Origin of the sequence: Vibrio sp. VB16 (assembly GCF_015594925.2) — a bacterium.
GTDB lineage: Bacteria > Pseudomonadota > Gammaproteobacteria > Enterobacterales > Vibrionaceae > Vibrio.
This window is the reverse complement of the sequence record NZ_CP087590.1, coordinates 2115583-2140864: the sequence shown is the minus strand read 5'-3', so window position 1 is coordinate 2140864 and position 25282 is coordinate 2115583. Positions and strand designations below refer to the sequence as shown.

The following is a 25282-nucleotide window of genomic DNA, read 5'->3' as shown; positions in this document are numbered from 1 at the left end:
AAGCATCGGCTCTTTCTATCGTGAGCTGGTTTAGAAAGCAACTGAAAAACTATGACCCTATTTATAGAAAGCAAAACACATAGAAATAGCATCAAGGAGCATGATGTGAAGACAAGATATCCCTCTTTTTCATTAGGTTTAGGTACCATCGCTGCGTTTTGCTCTTTTTCAATAATGGCGAATGCAAATTTCACAAGCCCAGACTCTGTAGACAATACCATATCGGAAAATACTCGAATCAAAAGGAGTTGGCGTGAAAACCTTTTGCAAGAGCACAGCTTATCATTTGGTCTTGATTATCAGCTACTCGCACTCAACGCAACCGACCCTGTTATTGGTGGAGTAAACACCGCTTCATCTGGTGTCGCTCGATTTTATGGCGCTTGGAACTTGACAGGTTTAGAGCCCAGTGATGTTGGCGGTATTGTTTGGAAGGTGGAACATAGGCACGCCTACTCAGATATGTCCCCAAAAGAGCTCTCCTTTCAGGGTAATTTTACTGGTAAAGGGAACGGCATTGGTTATGGAGGCATGATAGGCCCAACTTATAGTGATCAAGGCGCTCGCTTAACCAACTTGTATTGGAAGCAAAAATTAAATAATGGTAATACTTCCTTCATGATTGGGTATTTAGATACAACGGATTATGTTGATGTATACGCCTTAGCCAGCCCTTGGAACGGATTTACCAATTTAGCGTTCAGTACTGGTGCGGGTGCGATAGGTTTACCCGACGATGGTATTTTAGGCTTAGCTGCTGGTCATATGATAACCGATAATATCTACACCATAGCTGGTCTTGCAGATGGACAAGGTCAATCCGATGATCCAGCTGATGGTTTCGATACTCTATTTAATGATCATAAATTATTTACATCATTTGAGCTTGGTTGGACAACGTCAAAAGATCAAATTTATACGGACAATATCCATATCACGTTTTGGCATTTAGACGAAGGGACTCAACATAGCTTAGTCAACGGTGAGAGTGGCCAAGGCGTTAACTTCTCCGCTAGCTTTATGGCGACACCACAAATCATGCCATTTATTCGAGGCGGGTTTTCTGAAGGTGACGTGGCGCTTTACGAAAGATCAATTACAACAGGTATCGGGTATTTTGGCCTTGGTGGAGAAAAGGATAATCTTGGTTTTGCTATAAATTGGAGCGAAGTAAACAACGATTTTTCAAACGTAATGAAAGAAATGAATAACGTTGTCGATACCAGCAATTCACAATTTTCATCAGAAATTTATTACAAGATTACGTTAAACGAATTTACTGAGTTTACCCCTCATCTTCAATATATTAACGACCCTGCTTTTTCGAATGAAGATAATACATGGGTTGCTGGAGTAAGATTACGTCTCATTTTGTAGTTATTAAGTGTCTACAAAAAGCCAAACGATTCTCTTTTAATCATTCAATATCCATTTGAGGTGTGACAACCTAATCTTCATTCGTATGAGTTACTTCTACTCTACCTAGTGTGTTATTGGTCTTTATTCATAAAAAAATGAGATGACGGATTGAGCACTAAGGCTACCGGGGGTTACCTTGGCTTCCGTTTGTACATATCGAGCGATAAACGGGATAGAATATTTGGTTTCAGGGTGGCTGTTCGACCCGGTGATATACCATTGGTCTACGCCGCCATATTGAACTGGTGTGTCACCGTTGTTGGCAAGAATCTGAATACCAACCCCTGCCGCCGTGGAACTAGCGTCGAGTGAGAGAAAGCTTTTGGTATCATAAGGTGTATTTGAGTCTATCATCGAGGCATAAATGCTGATTTTTTCGGGACAATCTAAGTCCATCGTAAACCAGGTATCGCCGGCGGTGGTTCCTGCGCCTTTAAAGCTATTTGACGCCACCGTCGGTAACTGAACGGTTTGCATTCTACTACTTGCTTCTATATCACAAGTAGAACCAGTAACATTGAACGTAAAAGCGTCATAGCCGATGTCCACTCGACCTCGGCGCGTATCGGTGATTTCGGTGCCATCCACTATTATTAGCGACCCTACGGTTTGTGGTCGTAGTGTATAGGTTCCCACTCGGAGTGGGCCTGTGATCACGAATTCTATTGCGAATTGAAATTGTTCACTACTGGTCACATGGCCTCTAGTAACAGTTTGTTGTTTGCGAATTCGTTCATCTTCGAAAGGCCTCCAACCCCATAGTTCGCCACCCACCACTCTTGATCTGATCATATAACCAATGTTGGCATACTCAGTTGGGTAAATATCATTCAAATTAATACGTCCCACAGCAACTGGTAGACTATCTCTAAGCGTGAAGGAAGTCATGTTCGTCGTTTCAAACCAGCACTCATTCATTGACACAGCTTTATTCCCTTCTGGGGTCCAGTTCCACGCAGGTTGCCTAATTGGGAAGGTAGCAATGCTGGTAACACCTGCGCCATCAATGCTTTCAAGTATTGGGTTAATCGAATGGGAACCGATGGTTCCGCCTACGCCATAACAAGAATAAGCGTTAAAATGAAAGCTCATTAAAGCAAAAAAAACAAACAGTTTTAGGTGAGGGAATAACATCGGAACTCCGTAAATGCACTCAATTTATAAAAGAAAATAACGAGAATGGCTGGTTTAAAATATTGAAAGGCACTTATTTTATCGCGACGATTATCATTGTTATTGAAAATACGAAATATCTGACGAAGCCAGTACCCAATTTCGTTAGCGTTTTCATTTATATCACGAGATAGGCGCTTGTTCGTGTGCCTTAACGGAACGGTTTTTGTTCCGGTGAGATAAGCCAATTTTATTGTTTTTCTTTTTATTCATAGTTGAAAGACAGAATAATCCGTTCGACGTGGTGATTTTTTACTCTACCACTGGTATTTGTATTGGTGGTTTATGGGGTGCGATTGTATAGGACAGGCGTCTTATGAAAAATAACATAGGTTTTCAATAGCTTATTTTGTTTTGCTAATAAAGAATGATAAATTCTCGACTAAAAGCGATGAACATAGAAGAAGGTAGATAGAAACTCGTATCAAAGCATTTAGCGCTATTCACTGTATTGATATCTCTATACCTCGTTCAGATTGGTCTGTATGGCTGCTTAATCACATTTTGACGTTGGGGAATTTGTTTATTCTGTTTTTAATGGTGTGTGTCCCCATTACATTTGGGAATTTGTTTATTCTGTTTTTTATGGTGTGTGTCCCCATTACATTTTTTTAGGTGTGTGTCCCCATTACATTTTCATTATATTTTTAGGTTAGCAATGCTAATGTGAATATCATGTTTTCAGGCATAATAAGGGTTTCCAGATAACGGTCAGGAGATATGAATTGAGAATCCCAATTTGGTTTGGACTCATGACAACCTGTTTTGTCGTTTCTTGTCCAGTGTTGGCCGACAATACTCAGGTCAGCTTTGAACAACTATTGGTTATGTTGAGTAGTGATGGTGGGCATGTATTGGATACAAGAAGTTGCCAAGTAAACACAACTCAAGCTCAAGATTTAACCACGTTTAAGGTAAATAAAGAGTGCAATATTCTGCATTTCTCAATGTTGGCTTTTTACAACGAGTGTAAGCGGAGCCCTGGGCAAGAAGTACGAATAGTAGGGGAGGGGGTTGAGGTTGATTTTCAAGCGAATAAAACTAATTGCGACAAAGTGAATAGCGAATTTTTTGAAGACTCGACTCGGCAAAACGAGAAAACCGTTCAAGCTGCAAGTGATGTGCCTGAAAATAACTACGTCATACAGTTTTACGCTGGAAAAACATCGCCAAACCTAGAGGATATTCCATGCACAACGGACGAGGTTTCCGTCGTTAAGGTAGGGAGTGTTTATTATGCATTATCCTCAACTCTGGCTAAGGAAAAAGCTCAGGCGGCACTCAAAAGGCTAAAAGCTAAATGTGCCTGTACCGGTTGGGTACGACGCCATCCAATGCGCTAGTATGTACCATAAACAGGTGATACCACCTGTAACTGCGGTTGGTTTGTACCTCCATGAGAGTGTACAAGCATTATGGATACGAAAACGTTATAACAGATTGCGCGTTGATACTAAATAACACAACAATGCCTAGTGATGCCTAGTGATGCCTAGTGATGCCTAGTGATGCCTAGTGATGCCTAGTATATCAACGAGCGTGTCGTATCCGTTAGCAATCGTAGGCATCCTATGTTAGTTAGCGTTGCACTGGCTACGGACTTTTATTCATAATAAAATGAGATGACGGATTGAGCACTGAGGCTACCGGGGGTTACCTTGGCTTTCGTTTGTACATATCGAGCGATAAACGGGATAGAATATTTGGTTTCAGGGCTGCTGCTCGTCCCAGTGATATACCATTTTTGGTCTGCGCCATATTGAACTGGTTTGTCGCTGTTGTTGGCAAGAATCTGAATACCAACCCCTGCCGCCGTGGAACTGGTGTCGAGTGAGAGAAAGTCGTTAGTATTATTGAGTGAATTTGAGTCTATCATCGAGGCAGAAATGCTGATGTTTTGTGGGCAATCTAAGTCCATGGTAAACCTAGTCTCGCCAGTGGTGGTTCCGGGGCCTTTAAAGTTATTTGACGTCACCATGGGTAACTTAACGGTTTGCACTTTGCTATTGGCTTCTATATCGCAAGTGGAGCTAATGACATTGAATGTAAATCCGGGGGAGAGAATTCTCATTTGTCCCCTGTGTGGATCACCGACTTTGTAGCCATCGACAGTGAATATCTTGCCCACCGTTTGCTGTGTTATAGTGTAGGTTCCAGGGCTCAAAGACTTTAGGGCGACGAATTCAATCATTACCGTAAAATCTGCAACCGGACCAGTGTGGAATTTATTGTTGGGGTCGTAATTCATATATCGCTCGTAGAGTTTCGGGTTGTTTTCAAATATCTCCCAACGTCCTTCACTTAATGGTCCTTGTGATCTTATCATGTAGCCAATATTCTCATTGTTAGTAGGATAAACGTTATTGAGATTAATCCTACTCACTCTTTTTGGGGTTCCTTTTACGCGATTGGAAAAGACCGTCATCTTTTTGTTTTGATATATACAAAGTTTCACGCCCATCGAAAATGTCCTCTTACCCATCCACCCCCATGCCCTGCCGTCAATTGCTGAATTAATATCTTTGACTGAAATATCAGCGAGAGAAATAGGTGCCATAGTCATAGACGATGGAACGGGTACACACGAAGTAGTAGTAGCATAAGTATTACAGTGAACGGCCATAGCCCCAAGGCTTAGTATCCATTTTAGATGTGACAATCTAATCTTCATTTGCATGAGTTACCCTTGTTTTTTCTAGTATGTTATTGGTTTTTATTCATAAAAAAATGAGATAACGGATTGAGCACTGAGGCTACCGGGGGTTACCTTGGCTTCTGTTTGTACATATCGAGCGATAAACGGGATAGAATGTTTGGTTTTAGGGCGGCCGTTCGACCCGGTGATAGGCCATTGGTCTACGCCGCCATATTGAACTAGTGTGTCTCCGTTGTTGGCAAGAACCTGAATACCAACCCCTGCCGCCGTGGAACTGGCGTCGAGTGAGAGAAAGTTTTTAGCCTCATAAGGTGCATTTGAGTCTATCATCGAGGCATAAATGCTGATGTTTTCGGGGCAATCTAAGTCCATCGTAAACCAGGTCTCACCAGCGGTGGTTCCTAGGCCTTTAAAGCTATTTGATGCCACCGACGGTAACTGAACGGTTTGCATTTTACTACTTGCTTCTATATCACACGTAGAACCAGTAACATTGAACGTAAAAGCGTCATAGCCGATGTCCACTCGACCTCGGCGCGTATCGGTGATTTCGGTGCCATCCACTATTATTAGCGACCCCACGGTTTGTGGTCGTAGTGTATAGGTTCCTACTCGGAGTGGGCCTGTGACCACGAATTCTATTGCGAATTCAAATATTTCGTTCTTGAATTGGTAATCGTCGGGCACATAGCCAATAGGAACATTTACTCGTTGACTGCTAAACTCAACCTCTTCTAAAGGCTTCCAACTCTTGCTATCAATCAACACTCTTGATCTGATCATATAACCAATGTTGTCATACTCAGTCGGGAAAACATCATTCAAATTAATACGTCCCACAGCAACTGGTAGACTATCTCTAAGCGTGAAGGTAGACATGAACGTAGACTTAAAATCACAACCTTTTACTGACACAGTTTTAGTCCTTTGGGGGGTCCAGTTCCACGCAGGCGGCCTAATTGGGAACTCTTCACTGCTGGCAACAGATGCGCCATCAATGTCTTTAAGTATTGGGTTAAGCGAATAGAAGTCGATGGCTCCACCCACGGAATAACAAGAATAAGCGTTAAAATGAAAGCTCATTAAAGCAAAAAAAATAATCAGTTTTAGGTGAGGAAATAACATCGGAACTCCGTAAATACACTCAATTTATAAAGAAAAATAACGAGAAAGGCGCTTATTCGTGTGCCTTAACGGAACGGTTTTTGTTCCGATGAGATAAGCCAATTTTATTGTTTTTCTTTTTCATAGCTGAAAGACAGAATAATCAGTTCAACGCGGCGATTTTTTACTCGACCACTGGCATTTGAATTGGTGGCTATGGGGTGCGATTCTCCTCTTGCATCGATACGCAACCTATCTACGTCGGCCCCTTTTTGTACCACTGCACGCAGTACAGACCGCGCCCGTCTTTCAGACAATAGCTTATTGTATTGTTCGGTACCTATGGAGTCTGTGTGGCCAACAATCACCCCTTGCGCGTGAGTGTGTTGGTTCAATAGATCAACAAATTGGTCTATTTTGGAGGTTATTGATGGGTGCTCGGTAAATTCATCGCTATTAAAGGTAAACGCGACATTGGCCAAAACGGTGGTTTCAAAGAGGGTGGTGACGATTTGAGGTTCCAGTGCGGGTGTGATGTCTGGTGCAATCTCTGTCTTTGGCGTTACGGTTATTCTGGCTGGAGTAATCGGTGTCGCAGGTTGTGCAACTGGCTTTGGCTGGCCTTTAAAGTGGTAAGAAACTCCCGCCATCAATGTTCTACTGTCATAGCGGCCAGACCAGTCGCCGCCAACCTCATCTATGTATTGATAACCGGCATTTAAATACACATTGGGTGTTAAACGATAATTAAGGCCAATTTCAGCCAAGGGAGAAACGCCATTTTCATCGACGGATCCTTTATATCCTTCATTGACGTTGATACGCCAATAGGCAGCACCAAGTTTACCGTAAACACTTACATCTTGAGTGACATACCAATCGTAACGAATGGCGGTATCAAAGAGGCTGATTTCGTTCGATCTTATGGGCGTTTCTGAATTACCATGATATTGATACCCAATATCCCAGCTCCAGTGCTCGGTATACTGCATGCCTGCTAAGGCACCGAAAGCTATTTCTTCGCTGGTGTCTTCCAATGTGGAGAGCTGAACCCCTGTTTTTGCCCCAACGAAAAGGTGCGGATACACGAGTGAGCCGGAACCCGCCTCATTCGTGCCCCAATGTGAAACACCGCTGAGTTGGGTAAGCTCTTGTTGTTCTACGTCTTCTTGAGCGTAAGTGGTGGCCGAAAACAAAAAACACAGCGGGATAGTACGTGTTGATTTTGCCGTGATTAAGTTAGTCATCATCTTTTTAGTTGACGAAACATTTATCCATTCGTTCATCTTTATTGCCCTTTGCAATCGGTGTCTATTTTTTGTATACGTGTGGCTTTCGTCTGTTCTGGTGTCAGTGAATAAACGATTTCACACTGTTTGGTGGTGTCTTCACCCCATGAAACAACCAGCGCGCCATGGGCTTCAGAAACACGAGCGTATATTTGACCACCTTGGCCTACATGACCAACGGTATTGCCTTGTGCATTAGAAACTGACGCGCCAAATGGCACTGTTTTGTTGCTATTCGTGCTATTGAATAACAGTGGAATACCCATTTTTGTTTTGTATTTCATTAATACAACAGCGTTAGAGTAGGGGGCGGTTCTTTGCGAAGTGTTGATGAACTCAACATTTTGCGAGGCCCCTTTGGGGTTGATATCAATTTCATTCATGGAATAAGGATTCAAGTGGGCCGTTAACGCGTAGCCGTCACTGTTAATTTTGATACCGTTGTAGCCAGATACTGATGCGCCTTCGGCCCCTTTTGCTTCGATTAACGCATAGGTACTGCCAATATGTGGCGACGCGGTAATACCTCCGGCATGCGCCACCAGCGAACCAGACATACCGATGCTTTGGCTGTTAAAATGCTTGCCAAAACTGGCATTCGCATTCAGTGAGCTAACCGAACTTGTGTAACCTAGGTTCACATCTGTCTGTGTTCCGCCACCATGATTGGCGCGCGTAGACGAAAGGTTGTAATTTAATTGGTTGTCTTCACCCACGCTATCACTAATGCTTACTTGCTGGCTTTCATCACCATCGTTATTGCTGGTCAAACGCAGGTTCACGCGTGGGCGGTGAATATCAGTGGCGCCAAACGAGAACGACGCATTTAAAGAAAAGTTGGTCTGGGTTTTACCTAGCGCGTCATCGTTCCGACTGGCGCTTAAACCCCATGAAATATCATCATAAATGTTGCTATAACCGGCTTGATACTGGTTTAAGTAGTCGTCTTGACCCCAGTAGTTTTCCAACGACCCGCTGATGTAGAATTGACCCCAATCGTTAGGCAGTTCCTGACGACCCGTAAGGCTGAATCGATTTTTAGAGCGATAGACATTGTTCGTACTTGACCCTCTTTGAATGGCATCTCGCGTTCTCATTGCCGTTTGATAGTCCATATACCCTTCGGTCGAAAATCGATAGGCGGCGATGGTGATGTCACTGTCCGTTTCGGTGAAGTTCTTGCTGTACCTCGCTTGATAGCTTTGACCTTTCTGATCGCTATAGCCGTTTAACAAACGAGTATAAGATTGCGAAAAATCAGCCGAAAAAGCACCTAACGAGGTACCAACAGCCGCCCCAACTTGCAAAGCAAGGTAATCTTGGTTGGCTTGAACTCCCGTATAACCGGTAAATGAGTTGGTTAGGCCACGCTGATAGGTACCTTCAAATAGCGCAGGTTGGGTGAGTAAACTGTCATTTCGGTATTGGCCAATCACGGCGGAGTAATGTTGAGCGCCAGGGCGAATTAGTTGTACCATTGCAGCATACGGTACAAGGAAGTTTTGTTGAGATCCATCGGCCTCAGTGACGGTGACGGAAAGATTGCCGCCATACCCCGTTGGGTATAAGTCGTTGATTAGAAACTCACCGGGGCTCACCGTCGTTTCATATATAATGTTATCGTCTTGCTTTACGGTGACTCGGGCTGTAGATTGTGCTACCCCACGAATTTCTGGTGCATACCCACGCTGAGAAGCCGGTAACATCCGCGTGTCTGTATTAAACTGGATACCGGTAAAAGGAACAGAATCGAAAAACTGCCCTTGTGTATTGGTTTGACCTAATAATATGCGACTGTTCCAACTTGGAATAGCGCGCTCTAAGTAGCTATTCTGTATTGAAAAATCAGTGCCGGTATCTTCTGTCCATCCCAGAGCGCTGTTTTGGCGGAAATACCAAGCCCCTAAATTAAAGCCCGTATGGAACTGTGCAGAAACGGATGGGTCACTGTTGTCGTTGTTATAAGCGTTTATATTGTAGGTTAATAATGCCGCAGGAATACCTTCATCCCATAATTCTGGATTAACCGAACCGCGGGCGATTCGTTTTATGTATGCTTGAGGGATCTGAAGCTTGAGGTGATATTCGCTACTATCGAAAACAACGTTTGAGTTTGGAATGAATGCTTCAAGGTCAATACACGAACCAGTGCCCGCGTTGTTGAGGGCGGAAACAAACTCGCTGGGAAGACGAGTATGCTCAAAATCAATCAAATCAAGGATAGAAAGCGTTAAACACGGCTGGGTTGACGTCCCTTCGTCGGTCTTTATTATGGAAAGGTTTTCGCTTGCAACGTAGGTTTCATTGATGTAAATCGATGTGTAGTAATTACCGGGCAGCGCAGTGGAGCCTTTCGAAAAATACTCAAGATTGATTGCACTTGTATCGCTCACTTTTAGAAAAGAGGAGTCAAACTCGACGGCTTCCGAGGCCAGCGTGTACGAACAAAAAAACAAAGAGTGTAGGAATAAACCTAGCATTGACGCGCAAGTTAAACAACAAGGTTTATTAACTGATTTTAATTGGGTTTTCAAAATTCAACCTCATCAAAGTTAGCACATCTAGTGCAAAAATAGACAATCGTAAATGGGGGTATTACTGAACCGTGTTTTCAACGTTTATCGTTGCGCCGAAGTCGTTGATATAATCTATATTCACTTTCGAGTTCAATGGGATGGATGCCAATTCAACAAAGCTAAATTCCTGGAAGCTGTTTGGGCTAATCATCTTAGATTCTGAATAATAGGATTTGTCTTTTATGGTGATACTCACCTTTGACAGAGAAACGTGATAAGGCGTAAGATTCGTGGCTTTTAGCCCTGTTGGTGTTACGCTCCAGACGAGTTCTTTACCCGCATCGTTAGCATGATCTTTTAAGTTGTTCGGTCGGAAAAAGAGTTTTATTCTCGACCTAAATGCCAACTGAAGCGTGTTCTCGTCTTCTAATTCGCTATTTTTTGCTGGTACTTCCAACACGTTCAACCAAAACACCGTTTCTTCGGTTGTGGATAGTGGCTCGCCGGTATAAAAAATTCTCAGTGTTTGACTTTTATCGGCATTTAACCGATTGATTGGTGGTGTTAATATAAATGGGACTTTTATTGTGGAAGGATTTTGTTCTGGATTACCATCATCTATCCAGCTTTGAACCAAAACAGGGTTATTGCCGTTATTACTGAGTTTGACGGATACTTCCTTTTCAGTATCAAGATAAACGACGCGGGTGTTATTAATGATGACGCTAGCCTGAACGGAGTATGCCCCCAAGCCAGATGCTGAAATTATTAACAATAAAAGAAAGCGGAAAAATGACATTAGATACCTACACTAGAAGCCCGAAAGGCGATGGCAGGTTTAACCCCTCCATCGCGTAATTGCTATAGGGGATTACTTATACATTACGTTATAAGTGACTGAACTTGTTACCGTACCCGCAGTTGCTGCACCTGTTGTAGCAATATATTGAACCGCGTATGGTAAGGTGGCTGTAGCGGCAGGAGTGCCTGCTACTGTCGCGTAGGAGTTTTCAGCGGTTTGCGATTCTCTACCAATCTCAATTTTTTTGTCATTTGTACCGTCAAGAAGTTGTAAAGCAACGTTAGTCGCTGCACCGGTGCCAATGGTATTGATTAACAAGCCTGTGTTGATGTCAACGGTAGGTCCGGCTTCAAAATAGGTGGACACTTGTGTGTCTGCCGGAGTGCCGCCCAACGTACAATCTTTCATTACGATGTTAAAACCAGTTTTACCCGCGGTAGCATCAATGGCAGACAATACTGTTTTTGACACAGTAGGTAAGAGAATTGTTGCATTTGAGCCTTTTCCATCGACCTCAACGGTACAGGTAGAGTCAGTGACCATGCCAGAGAAGCTGATGGTGCCGGAGTTCGCTTGCGCGTGTAGCGTAACCATAGGTAAAGCAATGATGCTGACGAGAGGAAGTATTTTATTCATAGATATGCCTATATGTTTGTAATGATGAATAGATGGTTGTTTTAATTAAAAAATTAATTAACCAAAATAAACTTTTATGTAATGAAGCGTTCATACAAAACGCTTGACCAGATGAAGTCTATATTTGAATCATCAGCACGGGGATAGCAGGCTAAATATAAATTATGCAAGATATGCTAACAATGTATAACTATATGATTAATAAAGATAATCAATGAATATCGCCAGTTATTTTAATGATGAAAAACGGGTTTGATTTATTTTAAGAGGGTTAGTTGAATGGATAGGATACTTGTATTCAACGGCGGTTAATCATAGCGGATGACATTTTATTTCAATTGTTGTCTTATCATTGAAATGAAAACCAGTGACTTAAGAGCTAAAAGAACAGGCACTGAGGGAGGCTTGGTGGGTTTGTATTACTTCATTAAAGGTGCATATCCTTTTAGTTTTGGAGACGCCGGATATATGTCAAAAGACTGTATTTTTTAATTAGTGCCAAGCCCAATCTTAATGCGGCGTTATGCAATTTATTGGAATGCAAAGAGAAATACTAAGATGTCTGATGAGATTAGACGAGAATTTATAGCAAGAATTGAAGATCTTAAAGATCAAATTTATATTCAAATGATAGCGTTAATATTAGTACTAATATTCTTTTATTCTAAAGTATTAAAAGATAAAAAACATGATACAACTTTCGTAAAAATGCTAAAAGACATACGTGCTGATATTGAAACATCAGCTTTAGAAGGAGATGCGAAAAAAGCTAGGTTGCACGAACTAGAAGAAATAAATAGTAACTTATTGGGTTTAAAGTCAATGTATAAGTCTACTCCAATGTTTCTAATGGGATATGGTTTTTGGGCGATTTCATTGTTTATGTTTGGTTATAGGATGTTCACTGGTGCAGCTGCTGCCTAACAAATAAGGATAGATGCCGCGTAGCCGACATCTTATCTGGGTATTAAACAAGCCAGAAACGATCTTTGTCGTTGGGCAACAAAGACTAGAACTTTTTATTTGTCTAAGCCGCATTCTGTTGTTTGGTTTTTTCTTAGTGCTGCCATTAAAGTCTGAAACACATTTCTGGACAAAAGTTTCTTAGCGGTTTGGAACGAAATCTACCCTTCAGATATCTTTATTGTATTGCAAATAAAAATTTGGAAACCAATTTTACTTATTCACTACAATTGTTCGATCTAGTGTGTAGATATGGTCGTCATACAGTTCGCCACGAATCTCATAAGCGTCTTTGGCAATTTTTGACAAACTGAACCTACACTTCTCTAACACCCTTTCTGACGCGATATTTCCTCGGGTAACTGTAGCTTGATAGCTTGATATTTCACTAAACTCCTTCGACCAATCCAATAAAGCTTCAAGCGATTCTGTTCCAAAGCCATTACCATGAAAAGTGGGTAATATTAAGTAGCCAACCTCAGCCACGCCATCGGATATGTTAAAGCCTGTTACTCCAACCTTCTGTCCTGTTTTATTTTCAATGATAGTCAAGCATAACCAATGCTCAGAATTCGCTTCCCATTTTGGTAATCTTGATTCAAACCTGTCTCTAACCTCGGCTTCACTTGGTTTGTCGAAACACAAAGCTATCACATCAGAGTCCGTTTGAAGGTCAAGAAACAAAGACCAATCATTGCTAGATAACTGTTTCATACTCAACCGCTCTGTACCTATAGCTATGCTCATTCGACTCTCTTATTTTGTAGTTTGACTGAACTCAGTTCTACACTTTCGAACATTATGATTTCTAAGTCAATGTGAGCGTTCGGATAAAACGTTTTGGGGCAGAAACGTGCTAGCGATAACCGCGCTGGCACATTTTTGGACAAAAGTGAGCTAGACACCACGGGCTAGCTCTCCTTTATAAGATTAACAAATGTATGTAAAAAGCATCAGAGTAAAATGCAAGACCTGACTCCGTTGTTTTCATTCGTTCTATTTCGGAAAAACAAACTTATCGACGAGAATGCTGTTGTTTGTACTTGCGGCTTTTAAACGATATGGACGTATAGCCTTATATTCTGAGGATGAATACCAGGCTTCAGCAGCTTTGCGGCTTTCGAACTCAATAATCACGGCTTGGTTTCCTGTCCATTTTCCCTCGACAACTTGTGGGTCAGGGCTGGCTACAAGAAGTTTCCCCTTATGTTCCATTATGGTCGGCATAACGCGGGAAACGTAATCTTTCATATAGGCATCTCTATCATCAATTTGTAGCTGAAAGATATAGTAGGCTGGCTCTGCCATTGCCATAATTGGAAAAGCGATGGCAATTATGGCACTAAGAATCATGGATTTCATATGTTGTCCTCTTATTATTGGTTCGCAAGAATGCGATTGCTTAGATGCTCTATAATTTATATGCTATGAATCTGCATTTAAATGAGGGTTATTGCACTACCATGGGCAAAATTGCACACAAAGGTATTCCGTGGGCCGAGATGCCCATCTTGCTGGCATTAGCTGAAGAAAAAACAATCAGCGGTGCCGCTAAGAAATTGTCGGTAGACAGAACGACGATTTCCCGGCGTATAGAAGCCATGGAACTGAAAGTAGGACGAAAACTTTTTGATCGGATTGATGGGAAGTTTGAGCTGACGTCCTTAGGGCGAAAAGCGGCTGCGGCTGTCGAACGAGCACAGCAAGAACTTGCAGTTTTTGACCAATCTCTGGCCAATGAACGCCACTATCTTGGCAAGGTTCATCTGTCCTTGCCGCCGCACTTCAGCATCACCATGGCGGAACCTCTGGCCCGGTTCCAACGCGATAACCCCGGCATTTTATTGGAGGTTTCCGCCACAGACACACTGAAATCGCTAAAACAATTTGAAACTGATGTGGCTATCCGCGTTGCAGCTCGTGTACCACAGGGAACCACGGCTTATGACTTTGGCCCAATATTCCACTGCCTATTCCACAGCGCCGATAAGCCGGTAGATCTTACCCGCTACATCAGCCTTGCCGGATTTGACGATATGGGGCCGGAGGTACGTGCTCATTTGCCCGACGCTGAAGTCGTCATGTCTGTAGACGGCTATGTTTTAATGCGTGAATATATAACCCAAGGTGTTGGTGTGGGCCTTCTCCCAAATAGTTTAGGTATCGAGGATTCGCGTCTCACCATCATTCCGAATTTCAAAGTTGAGAGCGAACTGCGGACATGGCTTGTTTGCTTGCCGGAACAACGGCGCTTACATAGGGTCAATACGTTAATGCAGTTCTTACAACGTGAGATGTCGTCTGCTATTTCAGTCTAGCAATAACAGCGATAGTTATGGGCGTTAACATGATAATCATTTGGTTTGAGTATTTTATCAGGCCTCTATGAGATGATTCGTTTTCGTCATTCTTTGGCTGAGCCACATGTGCTCACCAGATGGTAGGATTATCTAAAAGGTTACCTTCCGTAACTCACGCCATAGACGAGAGGCTACAGGCCCTAATGATAACGATGAAGAGCGGAATGCAAAGACATCCAATTTAAAAGGGGCTCGGGTAAATTCAAAAGATATCTCTTTCAGCGTTCCTTCTGCCATCTCATGTTCAATTAGGTGTCGTGGTAATCGCCCCCAGCCAAGGCCGGCCAGCAGTAGCTCTTTCTTCAAATGGATATCTTCAACGTACCAGACTCTCTGTCCTTTCTGGACGCCCATATCCCGATCAAATTCCCCTTTCTGGCTTCCTGAATCACTGACTAAAATTTGATGAAAACTACGCAGTTTTCTGATGTCCTTGATATTTAAATCAGGTCTCAGGAACTTCGGGGAAGCCACATTCACTAACTCTATTTTTGTAAGGGGAAGATATTCCAACTCCTTTTCTTCCATAAACGTAATAGGAAGTGGAGCTATTCCAATGTCAGCAGTACCGTTCTCTACGACCTCAGCAGTACCCGATAATATCTCACTACAAAAAGAGATTCTTGTCTCTGGGAACTCGGATTGGATCACTTGTAAGCAGGGCACTAAGGCTGAAATATCAAATAGTTCATCCTTTGAAATCGTAATTTTCTCTTCATTCCCTAGCCCGTAATGCCTTGCAAGCAATTTAAGATCATTGACTTCAGAGATTACCCGAAGTGACTGCGTGTAGATCCTCTTTCCAATCGGAGTCAATACAAGGCGATAGCCAGATCGGTCAAACAGTTCTGCTCCCGTTTGCGTTTCTAAGGCTTTGATGGCCAAGCTTATAGCCGGTTGAGTCTTGTAAAGCTTTTCAGATGCTGCTTTCACCGATCCAGTCTCAACGACCGCCTGCAAAACTCTCAATTGATCCAGTTTCATAACGTAACCATAAGTAATTTTTATATAGAATAGCAGATTTACTAAATATATTTAATTGTATTCGTTGTCTACTATTGCGGCAAGTTCAAAGAAAAATAGGAAGAATCAAATGAATAACACTAAATTAGTATCAGCCTCAATTATCGCCTTAACAATATTACTCTCTTTTACTTTTATCGCTGCGGGTTTCGCAAAACTGTTCTCAGTTGAACAGGTCATTTTACCATTTGAGCGTATGAACATGCCCTTTATGGCGATGGTGGTTGGTTTGTTGGAAGTTTCTGCCAGTATTGCGCTATTTATTCCTCGTCTACGTTTTTTTGCTGCTGTCGGTTTATCGATGACGATGGTCGGAGCCATTTTGTACCACATTACACTCGACCCTCAACAAGCGGCATTACCAGGCGTAGTGTTGTTGATAATGTGTGCATCACTTACATGGATTCGTCGGCCTTTATCAGCGCCTCAATCAGGCTTGAAATAGGGAATGGTCATGAAACAGATTACTTCAGTGGCTACGGCCAATCCGTCAAAGGTCGGACCTTTTGATATTGTCCGAGCGCTACCAAATAAAGGTGTTGATAGCGTTGGTCCGATCGTATTTCTCGATCATATGCCCGAAAAGATTTATGCCCCAGGTGAGCTGCCTGCAACCGATGGCTCTTTTGCTCATCCTCATCGTGGAATCGCGACTTTTACCTACTTAGTGAAAGGGGAGCTCAACCACTTAGATAGCCACAGTGGTCATGGGGTAGTTAAAGCTGGTGGAGTGCAATGGATGAATGCCGGTAATGGCATCATTCATGACGAAGGATTCCCTGCACAACTGCGTCTTGAGGGTGGTTCATTCTATAGTTTTCAGTTCTGGGTCAACTTGCCTTCAAAAAACAAAGCCGAGAACCCAGATTACATGCCAGTGCAATCTGAGCAGTTGCCGCTGATTGAGCTACATGGAGGAGCTGGCACGGTGAAGGTGCTTCTTGGTGAATTTCAAGGGGAGTGCTCGCCAATTCCTGCGTTTACTGAGCAGTTTATTTGGCATCTTTCACTTAATGCGAATCAAACAATAACCATTCCAACCAGAGCTGGGCATGAATATGGCGGCTATCTTCCGATGTCGAGTGCCAAGGTGTCGGGTGATGTTGTGTTGCAGAAAGAGTTCTTTCTATTTGATGAATCTGAGGGCGATATTGTCGTAGAAAACCCTTTGAATCACCCGATAGATGTACTGCTTTTTGGCGGAGAGCCATACCGTGAGGCAGTTGTTTCTCATGGTCCATTTATTATGAATAGCGTGGAAGAAATACAGACAGCCTATACAGATTTTTACGAAGGGAAGTACGGTAATATCAACTACGATGTTCCCGGGCTTTAGTTAGAGTGGTTGGTACGCCAACCATCAATCTAAGTGGATCAGTTTGATCCAATGTTAATTTACTAATGAGGAAGTTGAGAATGAGTAATTTACTCCCGGGACAAGCTGAAGCTATTCAGGAAATTAATGAGCTAAGAACGCGAATATCGGTAGCTGACACTGACACCATGGCGCTGCTATTAGGTCAAGCCCATACATTACATGCGTGGACTGATAAGCCTGTTGACAATGAAAAACTCAAAGAGGCGTATGATTTGGCGAAGGTGGGGCCAACTGGAATGAATATTCAGCCTATGCGTATCGTCTTTCTACGTGAAGAAGAGAAAGAAAAACGATTGGTTCCCTTAATGCTTGATTCTAATCAAGAGAAAACCCGTACGGCACCTGTTACCGCTATTATCGCAGTTGATCAGGCGTTTTATAAGAATATGAATCGAGTATTCCCGATCATGCCTGAGGCAGCAGCTATGTTTGAAGGTAACCCCGATATGGCAAGAGAAAACGCAGAGAGAAATGGAACGCTACAAGCGGCGTATTTTATGATTGCACTTCGCTCAGTGGGGCTTGATGTTGCCCCAATGTCAGGTTTTAACCCTGTGGCTGTGAACAATGAGTTCTTCTCGGGTTCAGATACCACGGTGAACTTTATCGTAAATATTGGTTACGGTGACAGCAGTGGCGTCTATCCGAGACTACCTCGATTAGAGTTTGATGAAGTGGCTAGATTCTACTAATACATAACGATTCTCCGATTTAACTGACACTTCAGATAAGCCTCAGATAGTTAATAGGATATATTGTGGCGTGTGTCCGGTTACCCTACGAGAGTAACGGCCAAGCTGAAACTTGTATGGGAGAAGAGGTTAGTTAACTGACGGTATCAACCAAACTCATATCTCTTTTGTTCCCACGCTCCAGCGTGGGAATACATACGTAACTTAAAGACGCGAAGCATCCCGCAGCTCGTCTTCCGTAATCAACTCATTCAAATAGTTAATCACCGTTTTCATCTCTAATTCGTTTTTATCCGTACAGGTAGCGTAAAGCGTCGAAAGATAGTCGCGGGCGAGTAGGGGGAGTGTCGTATTGTTCAGGTTTGGCGTTGGGTTTTGCGTTGAATTTGCGTTTGGCATAGTAGCCTCCGTAAGCGATTGAGCGAATCACCACCGAAAAGTACCAATCATATGGGTGGTGTAAATTTTGCTCAAAGGCAGCATAAAGGTGAGCTGGGGTTTACCGTCGTACTGCACACTCACAGCCGACAACGAAACCTGAATCCTCACTTGCACGCTATTAATCAACACTCACTGATGTTGTTGCCTAGCCAGACCCCTGACCGATAGGTCGTTGATTGTCGGTATGTCGGGTATGGAGAACCCGCTTTGGAATATTTATCACGTTACCTATATCGTGGTGTGTTACCGGATAAGGACATTATTAGCATTGAAGAGAAAATGGTGACCTTCCGATATAAAGACAGCCAAACCAAAGGATGGAAAACACGAACCTTACCCACACTCAAGTTTTTGATGCTCATCTTGCAACATGTGTTACCTAAAGGACTTCAGCGAGTGAGAGACTACGGATTTTTACGAGGAAATGCCAAAGCTCTGCGACTCCGTATTCAAATGTTGTTGCTGCACCTGTTTTATCAAACCCCACCTAAAACCACTCTGATAAATAGTAAAGCAACAAGATCGTGTCCTTGTTGTCAGCACGAAATGGATTGCGTTGGCGTCAGTCGACTGAGATAGCAGAAAGGCGAACCTTATAAGGATAATGGCGTCCATTAACATGAGGAGAAAGTACAACACGAGACAATGAAAATAGCGCTAACTGGTTGATAAGGTTACATCCGCAACCTTATGCTGGCACAGTGCGCCTTGAGAAAAGAGTCAAGGCTAAGCACCTATCTGATTCAATCGCACAATTTACTATAAAGAGTGGCTTCGGGCTTGTTCAACACCCAGATAAGATGTCGGCTGCGCGACATCTATCCTATTTGTTAGGTGAACTCTTTATTAAACGCAACATATGTTCCCTGGAAAGTAGCCACTATTTCTTCTCCGCAGAGAATATTACTTTTTACTTTAATACGCCCACGGCCCCGCTTAGTAAAAGAACGATAAAACTTCGACCAATCAGTGCTTTCTTCATATAAACTGGTAGCAGTAAATGAACCATTAGCTGGCTTTAAATATGTCATTGAACTTTCTTGAATGACTATTTCATTTCGAATACCATTTAAACGCATATAGACTAATGACCACCCAGCTAAGATGGCTAAAACTGAAAGGCTTCCGCCAAATGCCGTATTCTTATGATTAATATTTGGCTCAAGAGGAGCTAGCAGTTCAATATTTGTTTGACTGCAACTTTTAACCTCTACTCCTAATAATTTTGATGCAGGTATTTGTGCATGCAAATAAGCTTCTAACTCTTTTTCTTTCAATTTATAACCTCCTCTGAGATTCACCTAACGCCTTTTTATACGTTTGTTGACTCGGATGCCCATTCGGACATTTCTTCTTTAATAAAATGATTCACTAAATCTCGATACATTTTCTCAATGGCATCAGGGCTTAGCCCTTCAGATGAAGCCCAAATCCTACGTTGCTCCAACATAGACTTAAAACGTTCAGGAGCTCGTACGGATGTTTCCGAAGTCTTAAACTTCGCAGCCGCTTTAACATACTCAAATCGTTTACCTAAAATAGCGATAATATCTCGATCCATACTATCGATCTCCACGCGAATATCTTCCATACCTGAGCAATTTTTAGGTTCAATCTTATTTTTATAATTCATGGTTACTCCATAACCTAGATAAAATGTATAACGCCTCATTCAGAGGCAATAAAATAGTTGGTTAAAATAAGCGAGGCACGAGCAAAAACCAACTGTTTTTTGTCCTGCTGAAATGACTTGTTAGGTAACGATTTAACCAATCCTGGTTACAACGTCATTCATCGTATAACGTACAAACTGTTTACCAAGCTCAGTTAAGACATATGGCTTACTATTTTCAAATGCCGATTCAGTAGTACGAGAGCCAGTTCTCTTTGGCGCAGGTTTACGTTTTAAGAATTGACCATCATGAGTTGTATCACGAACTTGTCGAATTACACCACCAGTACTTAAATCTCTAATTAGCAATTTATATAAATCAGCTTCTGCGGAGTCTTCGCGTGGAACCACTCCATTTATAGCAGACCATATATCGTAGCGTGTAACGCCGGGAGTTTTATAAATTTCCCGGATTACTGCGAAGTGCGATTCATGATAACCCGCTAGCCAATCAATAAATAAACGTACAACATCATCGGAACAGATTTGTGTACCTGAAGCGTTAATAATTAAATTAGCAATATATTTGCGCTTTTCAGTGGTGTCAGCCGCATCCCAAGTTCGAAATGATTTCCTAACTAAATCTAAGTATTCTTCACTTTGAATACGTTCATCAACAGCTTCACCTAACCTTTCAAAACTTGCGCTAATTTCGGTTAGTGTTTCACCCAAAATTTGCATTTTTGTATCATGCTCTTCTAACCAGCGAGTTTGTAATGAATCAGTTTTTAAAGTGCCTTCCTCGGTTTTCATGCTCGCAGCAGCACTAATAAAACCGCCAACCCAAGGAATACTGCCAAGGGCAGCTAAACCAAACTTTTCTAGGGCGCGTTTTTTAGTAGTAAGAGCTACTTGGGAAAGTTCTTCCTTTATTTTTTCTATTTCTGACGAATTTTCATTCGCCACTAGAGAGTTATTATCTTCCACTGAATTCTCCTAGTTACCTAAGATTCTTAATAACAGGCAGTCTCGTTTTTCTGGCTGCCTGACTTTCCATCAACTTATCATAACTCACTAAAAATTAGCGCAAATACATCGAATTATGTATTCTGTCATCACATAAAAACGCGCCAGCGTGTTATCACTTTTTAACAGTGCGTGTTATCTAAGGTATGATCATCACAAATCTCCTAATGAACAATGACTTACTAAATTCCCTATCGACAAAGCGAGACTAAGCACTCAACAAAACAAGCCATTTTTCATACTCAAACCAGATTCAAACCTAATAAACTGTACGGATATACAGAAAGAAAGAGTGGAGATGGCAAGCAAATTTTTAGAAGAAATTCGACGACATATGCAAATGGTGGTGGAGGAAGATCTTGCGTTTTGCCACACATTTCTTTTTGTATATCAAAACTAGCTGATCATCTGTAACGTATTTAGAAGCGTAACAAACTATGGGACATTTTCTTGTTAAAGCTGCTCATTGTAACTGAAGATACAGCCCCCCTAATGCTTCTACCTATTGTGGTCTGCGGGATGATTTACACCATCGTAGGTTGGGATCACTTCAATTTTTAAAGGGTTGATTCCCTCAAGGCATGCAACATTAAATCCATACTGACTCGGGTTTGAACGTCTTTGGTGGTGAGTATAAATTCCACATTCACTACAAAAGTAGTGCTTGGCTTCTTTAGTATTGAATTGGTATAGCTTTAGCTTATCTTCTCCCCTTAGAACCCTAATACCCGACAATGGTACTGAAGCTACTATTGCTCCTCTTCTTCGGCATAAGGAACAATCACACCGTCGAATATCTTCGATACCATTTGGTAAATAGAGTTCAATCTCTACACTTCCACAATGGCACTTGGCTTTATGTCTCTCTCGAACTGGGACACCATCGACTTCCTTTAATGTGATAGTCACTAGAACTCCTTTCTATTTCGTTTAATTTGAAACACTCTACAGACATGAGAAAAAGTAGGTCAAATTTTTTACCGCATCGTGTGACGGCTAACTAACGCAGCAAACAATGGGGCAGAAGTTAGTTAACTGACGATATCAACCAAACCCATATCTCTTTTGTTCCCACGCTCCCGCGTGGGAATACATACGTAACTCAAAGGCGCGAAGCATCCCGCAGCTCGTCTTCCGTAATCAACTCATTCAAATAGTTAATCACCGTTTTCATCTCTAATTCGTTTTTATCCGTGCAAGTAGCGTAAAGCGTCGAAAGATAGTCGCGGGCGAGTAGGGGGAGTTTCGTATTGTTCAGGTTTGGCGTTGGGTTTTGCGTTGAATTTGGGTTTGGCATAGTAGCCTCCTTTGGATAAATTAAATTACACCAAGTAATGAGACCAATCATTAGGTGGTGAACTGAGCAAGATTGGTCTTACCGTTCCAAAGGTTACGGCGTGCCGAAGCACTCTCACTCAGCTCACCATAATCTAGATGTGCTGGTGCCACGTACAAAAAGCTTTTATACGTGCCTTTGGATATACACGAGAGACCAATCCCGACACTGGATTTTGCCAGTGCCGCAACAGAGTATAAAAACATGGGGTGAGGTGCAATGGTTGTTTTGTTAGGTTGGCCGAAGAATGGAGTATTTGGTGCAAAAAAAACTTAATGGAATGACTCAATTACTTATTTTAAGGTGCATGTCCTTTTAGTTATCGAAGCAATTTTTGTCTGTTATGCTTCTTTCTAAAGACTTCTCTGCCTGAATAATCATGGCCGATAAGATGAAATGTGTTTTTTCCTAAATCGATGCCGATAACGCGAATAGTAGTCATGATGGTCACCTTTATTTAACTGAACCTAACAATGTTAAGTTTAGCGTGTGGGTGGGGCGTACCATCTTATTAACGTTTTACGAGCTTCGACCGGTATCTACCTTCCCCAACTTCCAGATCGTAAAACGGCACTTCATGAAGCGGTGCTGCTGGTGATAAAAAATAAACAGAACCATGCAATCTCAATCTGTAGTATCGGATTCGCTTAATGCAGAATTTTTCGCTGTGCATGCAAAACAGAACTAACCCCTAAAACGCTTTTGTGACAAAGCGCTCAAGAAAAACAAACTAATTATACTAACTTTAACTGGTTGGTTTGGCTGAAATATTAAAAGAGAGTAAGAATGAAAAAGATACTATTTTTATCTTTAGCGTTATTAAGCGCATGTTCCACGACTTCAGGTTTAGATCCGGATGTCTCATATAGCGGATTTGATAATGCTAAAATTGTTAATATCACCCCACACGGAAATGCTTGTGAGGGAATGGTTTGTACTGGACTGGGAGCTCAATGGAGTTCTGATAAACCCAAAACTGCAATTTTACTTGTCAAGATTTTTAACGATTATGCAGGGGTAATTAGGGCTGAGTTAAATATCGATGGTCGGAAGGTTGAGTTGACGCCAACATCAAGTGTTACTGATTTTCAAAACCAGTCTGGAATGAATACATCACTCAAAGGATTTGTTGTGAACATCAGTCTTATTGAGAGTATTATTTCTTCTGATAGAACATGGTTGCGTGTTACTACACCGACTGGTTACATAGAGGACGCAGTGATTGATGGTGAGACAGATAGTAAAGCATACCATGCTTTGACACGGTTTATAGCTCAAGTAAAAGCGAATGGGTAAGGTGGAGTGTTCAGTGACTCCAATGAGCAGCAAGGCAAGTTTAGAAGGCAGGGTCATATGACTCTGCCTTTGCTATTAAGTCGAAGTTATTGTTTAGCATAAAACAAAATGCAGTATTGTAGGGCACAAAAGATAGCTTTTTGTCATTTAACTTGTGTGATATTTATGGAGATTAGACATGTGGGAAGGACCATTAGCCCCTTGGTGTGTTGAAGAGGCGTATAAATATTATGTGGCTTCAACTAGAACAGTTGATCTTGGGTATATTTCAGATGTAAATGCAGCCCTCTCACTAGAAATACTGTTCAAAAGCTTCTTGTGTATTGAAAAAGGTGTTGATGGCAATGATTATAAACTCGCCTTTGATTCCTCTATGCTTGACGACAACTATAAAGTTAAAGGAATTTCCAACGGTCATGACCTATACCTTTTGGCTATCTCCCTTCCAGAAGATATTAAAACAACACTTTTCAATAACTCGGACTTGAAATTTCTTAAAAGAAGGCGAGATACGTTTGTTTCTTCAAGATATTTGTATGAAAGAAAAAACAAAACAGGAAGCTCAAGTATTCTTTCGGATTTAGCTAATGAATACATTGAATAAACAGTGAACCTATACAGAAAGAGAGACTGTGATGATTGGTGGATTCTCAACTATCCACACATATAACAACCAGTGGAGCTCTCAAAGTGGTTTTTCTAATCAAATAAATTAGGTCATTAACCCTAGATTGATTTAGTACAATAGCGATATGCCTTTGAGTTAATTTGCGTAACAATGCAGACGAAAATCACCAGTAAGAAAAGCTGCTTATGCACACTTCTGGGAGTTTTGAGCACCGCACTCTAGCTCCCAGTTACCCCAGCAAGCCCGATTAGTTGCGGACGGAGTTTATCGGCCTAAAATCTTACCAGCTCACAAAGGGGCATTTTCGTGTTTAAGAATGCCAACTGTTGTAGTTCAATAAAAAATTGCTATCAAGCGAAATATAGCTCATTTCTGGACAAAAATAATTTAGGCGTATCAGATAGAATTTGCCATTCGGGTAAATTCAGGGATTTCTAAACTCGGCTATAATCGTTTTATTTTAACTATTTTCTATTTGATAAGGCCTGTTTTTTGTAGGTATTACATCGATTAGAAAATCCTAGGCTAAGTCTTAAACTGTATAGTATGACGCTCAAACACTCTAGCGAAGATTAGGAGTATCAAAAAGGCAATGCAGTCTATAGTGACGCAAAAAAAATAAAACTTGCTAACAGGGCACATCCCACGAGAATCATAATAAAGAATTGTAGATTGTAACTTTTAATGTGTTCATCGGAAGCTAGTTTTACTTCTAGGATATTACTATCTAATACAAGCTCGTTCTCTGCTACTTCATTAAGATGGCTTCGACAATGTTTACAAATTTTAGCATCGAACATGACAAGTTCTTTGCAATTGGGACAGATTTTTTTCTTTTTTAAATCAATGTCTCGTTGATTCAAGCTGTTTTGGTCTTTTCCTAAAACCAAAATAACCAATATTGAAACTGGTCCAAGTAATACACTGACTAA

Annotated in this window: 26 protein-coding genes and 2 pseudogenes; 10 read left to right on the top strand and 18 right to left on the bottom strand. The window is 41.7% G+C overall.

Going from position 1 to position 25282, the window contains the following annotated elements; genetic code table 11:
- Positions 1-105 precede the first annotated feature (105 nt).
- On the top strand, positions 106-1377 hold the full coding sequence (locus IUZ65_RS09755) for a carbohydrate porin (RefSeq protein ID WP_443083709.1): 1272 nt from the start codon (positions 106-108) through the stop codon (positions 1375-1377).
- 123 nt (positions 1378-1500) lie between these two features.
- Here the strand turns inward: IUZ65_RS09755 and IUZ65_RS09750 are convergent, their stop codons facing one another.
- The gene (locus tag IUZ65_RS09750; protein ID WP_195703548.1) at positions 1501-2553 is read right to left on the bottom strand and encodes a fimbrial protein; all 1053 of its coding nucleotides are present in this window, start codon (positions 2551-2553) and stop codon (positions 1501-1503) included.
- Between the two features lie 764 nt (positions 2554-3317).
- Between IUZ65_RS09750 and IUZ65_RS09745 the strand changes: the two genes are divergently transcribed.
- Entirely contained in the window at positions 3318-3935 is a 618-nt protein-coding gene (locus tag IUZ65_RS09745; protein WP_195703547.1) for a hypothetical protein, read from the top strand.
- 260 nt (positions 3936-4195) lie between these two features.
- Here IUZ65_RS09745 and IUZ65_RS09740 read toward each other — a convergent pair whose 3' ends face one another.
- The 6 genes from IUZ65_RS09740 to IUZ65_RS09715 form a co-directional block, all read right to left on the bottom strand.
- Positions 4196-5269 (bottom strand): fimbrial protein, encoded by a 1074-nt coding sequence (locus tag IUZ65_RS09740; protein WP_195703546.1) that lies wholly within the window; start codon positions 5267-5269, stop codon positions 4196-4198.
- A gap of 36 nt (positions 5270-5305) precedes the next feature.
- On the bottom strand, positions 5306-6373 hold the full coding sequence (locus IUZ65_RS09735) for a fimbrial protein (protein ID WP_195703545.1): 1068 nt from the start codon (positions 6371-6373) through the stop codon (positions 5306-5308).
- A 104-nt stretch (positions 6374-6477) separates the two neighbouring features.
- The gene (locus tag IUZ65_RS09730; RefSeq protein WP_195703544.1) at positions 6478-7638 is read right to left on the bottom strand and encodes an OmpA family protein; all 1161 of its coding nucleotides are present in this window, start codon (positions 7636-7638) and stop codon (positions 6478-6480) included.
- 2 nt (positions 7639-7640) lie between these two features.
- Positions 7641-10121: a fimbria/pilus outer membrane usher protein gene (locus IUZ65_RS09725; protein ID WP_231363581.1), complete on the bottom strand. Its 2481-nt coding sequence runs from the start codon at positions 10119-10121 to the stop codon at positions 7641-7643.
- 115 nt (positions 10122-10236) lie between these two features.
- Positions 10237-10956: a fimbrial biogenesis chaperone gene (locus tag IUZ65_RS09720; protein WP_195703542.1), complete on the bottom strand. Its 720-nt coding sequence runs from the start codon at positions 10954-10956 to the stop codon at positions 10237-10239.
- A gap of 72 nt (positions 10957-11028) precedes the next feature.
- Positions 11029-11595 (bottom strand): fimbrial protein, encoded by a 567-nt coding sequence (locus tag IUZ65_RS09715; RefSeq protein WP_195703541.1) that lies wholly within the window; start codon positions 11593-11595, stop codon positions 11029-11031.
- A gap of 558 nt (positions 11596-12153) precedes the next feature.
- Here IUZ65_RS09715 and IUZ65_RS09710 point away from each other — a divergent pair.
- Entirely contained in the window at positions 12154-12519 is a 366-nt protein-coding gene (locus tag IUZ65_RS09710; protein WP_195703540.1) for a hypothetical protein, read from the top strand.
- A gap of 252 nt (positions 12520-12771) precedes the next feature.
- On the opposite strand, the gene IUZ65_RS09705 is transcribed toward IUZ65_RS09710, so the two are convergent.
- Positions 12772-13305, bottom strand: a complete 534-nt coding sequence (locus IUZ65_RS09705; RefSeq protein ID WP_229638029.1) for a GNAT family N-acetyltransferase — start codon at positions 13303-13305, stop codon at positions 12772-12774.
- Positions 13306-13554: 249 nt separating this feature from the next.
- Positions 13555-13920 (bottom strand): DUF1330 domain-containing protein, encoded by a 366-nt coding sequence (locus IUZ65_RS09700; protein WP_195703539.1) that lies wholly within the window; start codon positions 13918-13920, stop codon positions 13555-13557.
- Positions 13921-14021: 101 nt separating this feature from the next.
- Between IUZ65_RS09700 and IUZ65_RS09695 the strand changes: the two genes are divergently transcribed.
- Positions 14022-14876, top strand: a complete 855-nt coding sequence (locus IUZ65_RS09695; protein WP_195703538.1) for a LysR family transcriptional regulator — start codon at positions 14022-14024, stop codon at positions 14874-14876.
- A 132-nt stretch (positions 14877-15008) separates the two neighbouring features.
- Here the strand turns inward: IUZ65_RS09695 and IUZ65_RS09690 are convergent, their stop codons facing one another.
- A complete protein-coding gene (locus IUZ65_RS09690) occupies positions 15009-15887 on the bottom strand; it encodes a LysR family transcriptional regulator (RefSeq protein WP_195703537.1) in 879 nt (292 codons plus the stop codon).
- A gap of 124 nt (positions 15888-16011) precedes the next feature.
- Here IUZ65_RS09690 and IUZ65_RS09685 point away from each other — a divergent pair, with 124 nt between their 5' ends.
- The 3 genes from IUZ65_RS09685 (at position 16012) to IUZ65_RS09675 (ending at position 18011) form a co-directional block, all read left to right on the top strand.
- Positions 16012-16386, top strand: a complete 375-nt coding sequence (locus tag IUZ65_RS09685) for a DoxX family protein (protein WP_195703536.1) — start codon at positions 16012-16014, stop codon at positions 16384-16386.
- A gap of 9 nt (positions 16387-16395) precedes the next feature.
- Positions 16396-17277, top strand: coding sequence for a pirin family protein (locus IUZ65_RS09680; RefSeq protein WP_195703535.1), 882 nt, complete (start codon positions 16396-16398; stop codon positions 17275-17277).
- An 80-nt stretch (positions 17278-17357) separates the two neighbouring features.
- Positions 17358-18011 carry a malonic semialdehyde reductase gene (locus IUZ65_RS09675; protein ID WP_195703534.1) on the top strand — a complete coding sequence of 218 codons (654 nt, stop codon included), beginning with the start codon at positions 17358-17360 and terminating at the stop codon, positions 18009-18011.
- 204 nt (positions 18012-18215) lie between these two features.
- Here the strand turns inward: IUZ65_RS09675 and IUZ65_RS09670 are convergent, their stop codons facing one another.
- On the bottom strand, positions 18216-18410 hold the full coding sequence (locus tag IUZ65_RS09670) for a hypothetical protein (RefSeq protein ID WP_195703533.1): 195 nt from the start codon (positions 18408-18410) through the stop codon (positions 18216-18218).
- Positions 18411-18473: 63 nt separating this feature from the next.
- Here IUZ65_RS09670 and IUZ65_RS09665 point away from each other — a divergent pair.
- A pseudogene (locus tag IUZ65_RS09665) lies at positions 18474-19031 on the top strand (transposase); the annotation flags it as partial.
- A 251-nt stretch (positions 19032-19282) separates the two neighbouring features.
- On the opposite strand, the gene IUZ65_RS09660 reads toward IUZ65_RS09665, so the two are convergent.
- The 7 genes and pseudogenes from IUZ65_RS09660 to IUZ65_RS09630 all read right to left on the bottom strand — a co-directional run.
- Complete coding sequence (locus IUZ65_RS09660) at positions 19283-19729, bottom strand: YiiD C-terminal domain-containing protein (RefSeq protein ID WP_195703532.1); 447 nt, start codon at positions 19727-19729, stop codon at positions 19283-19285.
- Between the two features lie 35 nt (positions 19730-19764).
- Complete coding sequence (locus IUZ65_RS09655) at positions 19765-20085, bottom strand: isochorismate lyase (RefSeq protein ID WP_195703531.1); 321 nt, start codon at positions 20083-20085, stop codon at positions 19765-19767.
- 132 nt (positions 20086-20217) lie between these two features.
- On the bottom strand, positions 20218-21051 hold the full coding sequence (locus tag IUZ65_RS09650; RefSeq protein ID WP_195703530.1) for a hypothetical protein: 834 nt from the start codon (positions 21049-21051) through the stop codon (positions 20218-20220).
- A gap of 537 nt (positions 21052-21588) precedes the next feature.
- Entirely contained in the window at positions 21589-21993 is a 405-nt protein-coding gene (locus tag IUZ65_RS09645) for a GFA family protein (protein ID WP_231363613.1), read from the bottom strand.
- A gap of 199 nt (positions 21994-22192) precedes the next feature.
- Positions 22193-22387, bottom strand: coding sequence for a hypothetical protein (locus IUZ65_RS09640; RefSeq protein ID WP_195703528.1), 195 nt, complete (start codon positions 22385-22387; stop codon positions 22193-22195).
- A gap of 50 nt (positions 22388-22437) precedes the next feature.
- A complete protein-coding gene (locus IUZ65_RS09635; protein WP_195703527.1) occupies positions 22438-22632 on the bottom strand; it encodes a hypothetical protein in 195 nt (64 codons plus the stop codon).
- Positions 22633-22748: 116 nt separating this feature from the next.
- Positions 22749-22868, bottom strand: a pseudogene (locus tag IUZ65_RS09630) (IS110 family transposase); the annotation flags it as partial.
- A gap of 344 nt (positions 22869-23212) precedes the next feature.
- Here IUZ65_RS09630 and IUZ65_RS09625 point away from each other — a divergent pair.
- Both IUZ65_RS09625 and IUZ65_RS09620 read left to right on the top strand, forming a co-directional pair.
- On the top strand, positions 23213-23722 hold the full coding sequence (locus IUZ65_RS09625) for a hypothetical protein (protein WP_195703526.1): 510 nt from the start codon (positions 23213-23215) through the stop codon (positions 23720-23722).
- 178 nt (positions 23723-23900) lie between these two features.
- Positions 23901-24326 carry a hypothetical protein gene (locus IUZ65_RS09620; RefSeq protein ID WP_195703525.1) on the top strand — a complete coding sequence of 142 codons (426 nt, stop codon included), beginning with the start codon at positions 23901-23903 and terminating at the stop codon, positions 24324-24326.
- The last annotated feature ends 956 nt before the right edge of the window (positions 24327-25282 follow it).

What these genes read in the sequence shown, in the direction of transcription:
- IUZ65_RS09750 (WP_195703548.1), bottom strand. Translation starts at nt 2,553, where the DNA reads ATGTTATTCCCTCACCTAAAACTGTTTGTTTTTTTTGCTTTAATGAGC.
- IUZ65_RS09740 (WP_195703546.1), bottom strand. Translation starts at nt 5,269, where the DNA reads ATGCAAATGAAGATTAGATTGTCACATCTAAAATGGATACTAAGCCTT.
- IUZ65_RS09735 (WP_195703545.1), bottom strand. Translation starts at nt 6,373, where the DNA reads ATGTTATTTCCTCACCTAAAACTGATTATTTTTTTTGCTTTAATGAGC.
- IUZ65_RS09730 (WP_195703544.1), bottom strand. Translation starts at nt 7,638, where the DNA reads ATGAACGAATGGATAAATGTTTCGTCAACTAAAAAGATGATGACTAAC.
- IUZ65_RS09725 (WP_231363581.1), bottom strand. Translation starts at nt 10,121, where the DNA reads ATGCTAGGTTTATTCCTACACTCTTTGTTTTTTTGTTCGTACACGCTG.
- IUZ65_RS09720 (WP_195703542.1), bottom strand. Translation starts at nt 10,956, where the DNA reads ATGTCATTTTTCCGCTTTCTTTTATTGTTAATAATTTCAGCATCTGGC.
- IUZ65_RS09715 (WP_195703541.1), bottom strand. Translation starts at nt 11,595, where the DNA reads ATGAATAAAATACTTCCTCTCGTCAGCATCATTGCTTTACCTATGGTT.
- IUZ65_RS09710 (WP_195703540.1), top strand. Translation starts at nt 12,154, where the DNA reads ATGTCTGATGAGATTAGACGAGAATTTATAGCAAGAATTGAAGATCTT.
- IUZ65_RS09705 (WP_229638029.1), bottom strand. Translation starts at nt 13,305, where the DNA reads ATGAGCATAGCTATAGGTACAGAGCGGTTGAGTATGAAACAGTTATCT.
- IUZ65_RS09700 (WP_195703539.1), bottom strand. Translation starts at nt 13,920, where the DNA reads ATGAAATCCATGATTCTTAGTGCCATAATTGCCATCGCTTTTCCAATT.
- IUZ65_RS09695 (WP_195703538.1), top strand. Translation starts at nt 14,022, where the DNA reads ATGGGCAAAATTGCACACAAAGGTATTCCGTGGGCCGAGATGCCCATC.
- IUZ65_RS09685 (WP_195703536.1), top strand. Translation starts at nt 16,012, where the DNA reads ATGAATAACACTAAATTAGTATCAGCCTCAATTATCGCCTTAACAATA.
- IUZ65_RS09680 (WP_195703535.1), top strand. Translation starts at nt 16,396, where the DNA reads ATGAAACAGATTACTTCAGTGGCTACGGCCAATCCGTCAAAGGTCGGA.
- IUZ65_RS09675 (WP_195703534.1), top strand. Translation starts at nt 17,358, where the DNA reads ATGAGTAATTTACTCCCGGGACAAGCTGAAGCTATTCAGGAAATTAAT.
- IUZ65_RS09670 (WP_195703533.1), bottom strand. Translation starts at nt 18,410, where the DNA reads ATGCCAAACGCAAATTCAACGCAAAACCCAACGCCAAACCTGAACAAT.
- IUZ65_RS09655 (WP_195703531.1), bottom strand. Translation starts at nt 20,085, where the DNA reads ATGAATTATAAAAATAAGATTGAACCTAAAAATTGCTCAGGTATGGAA.
- IUZ65_RS09640 (WP_195703528.1), bottom strand. Translation starts at nt 22,387, where the DNA reads ATGCCAAACCCAAATTCAACGCAAAACCCAACGCCAAACCTGAACAAT.
- IUZ65_RS09635 (WP_195703527.1), bottom strand. Translation starts at nt 22,632, where the DNA reads ATGTTTTTATACTCTGTTGCGGCACTGGCAAAATCCAGTGTCGGGATT.
- IUZ65_RS09625 (WP_195703526.1), top strand. Translation starts at nt 23,213, where the DNA reads ATGAAAAAGATACTATTTTTATCTTTAGCGTTATTAAGCGCATGTTCC.
- IUZ65_RS09620 (WP_195703525.1), top strand. Translation starts at nt 23,901, where the DNA reads ATGTGGGAAGGACCATTAGCCCCTTGGTGTGTTGAAGAGGCGTATAAA.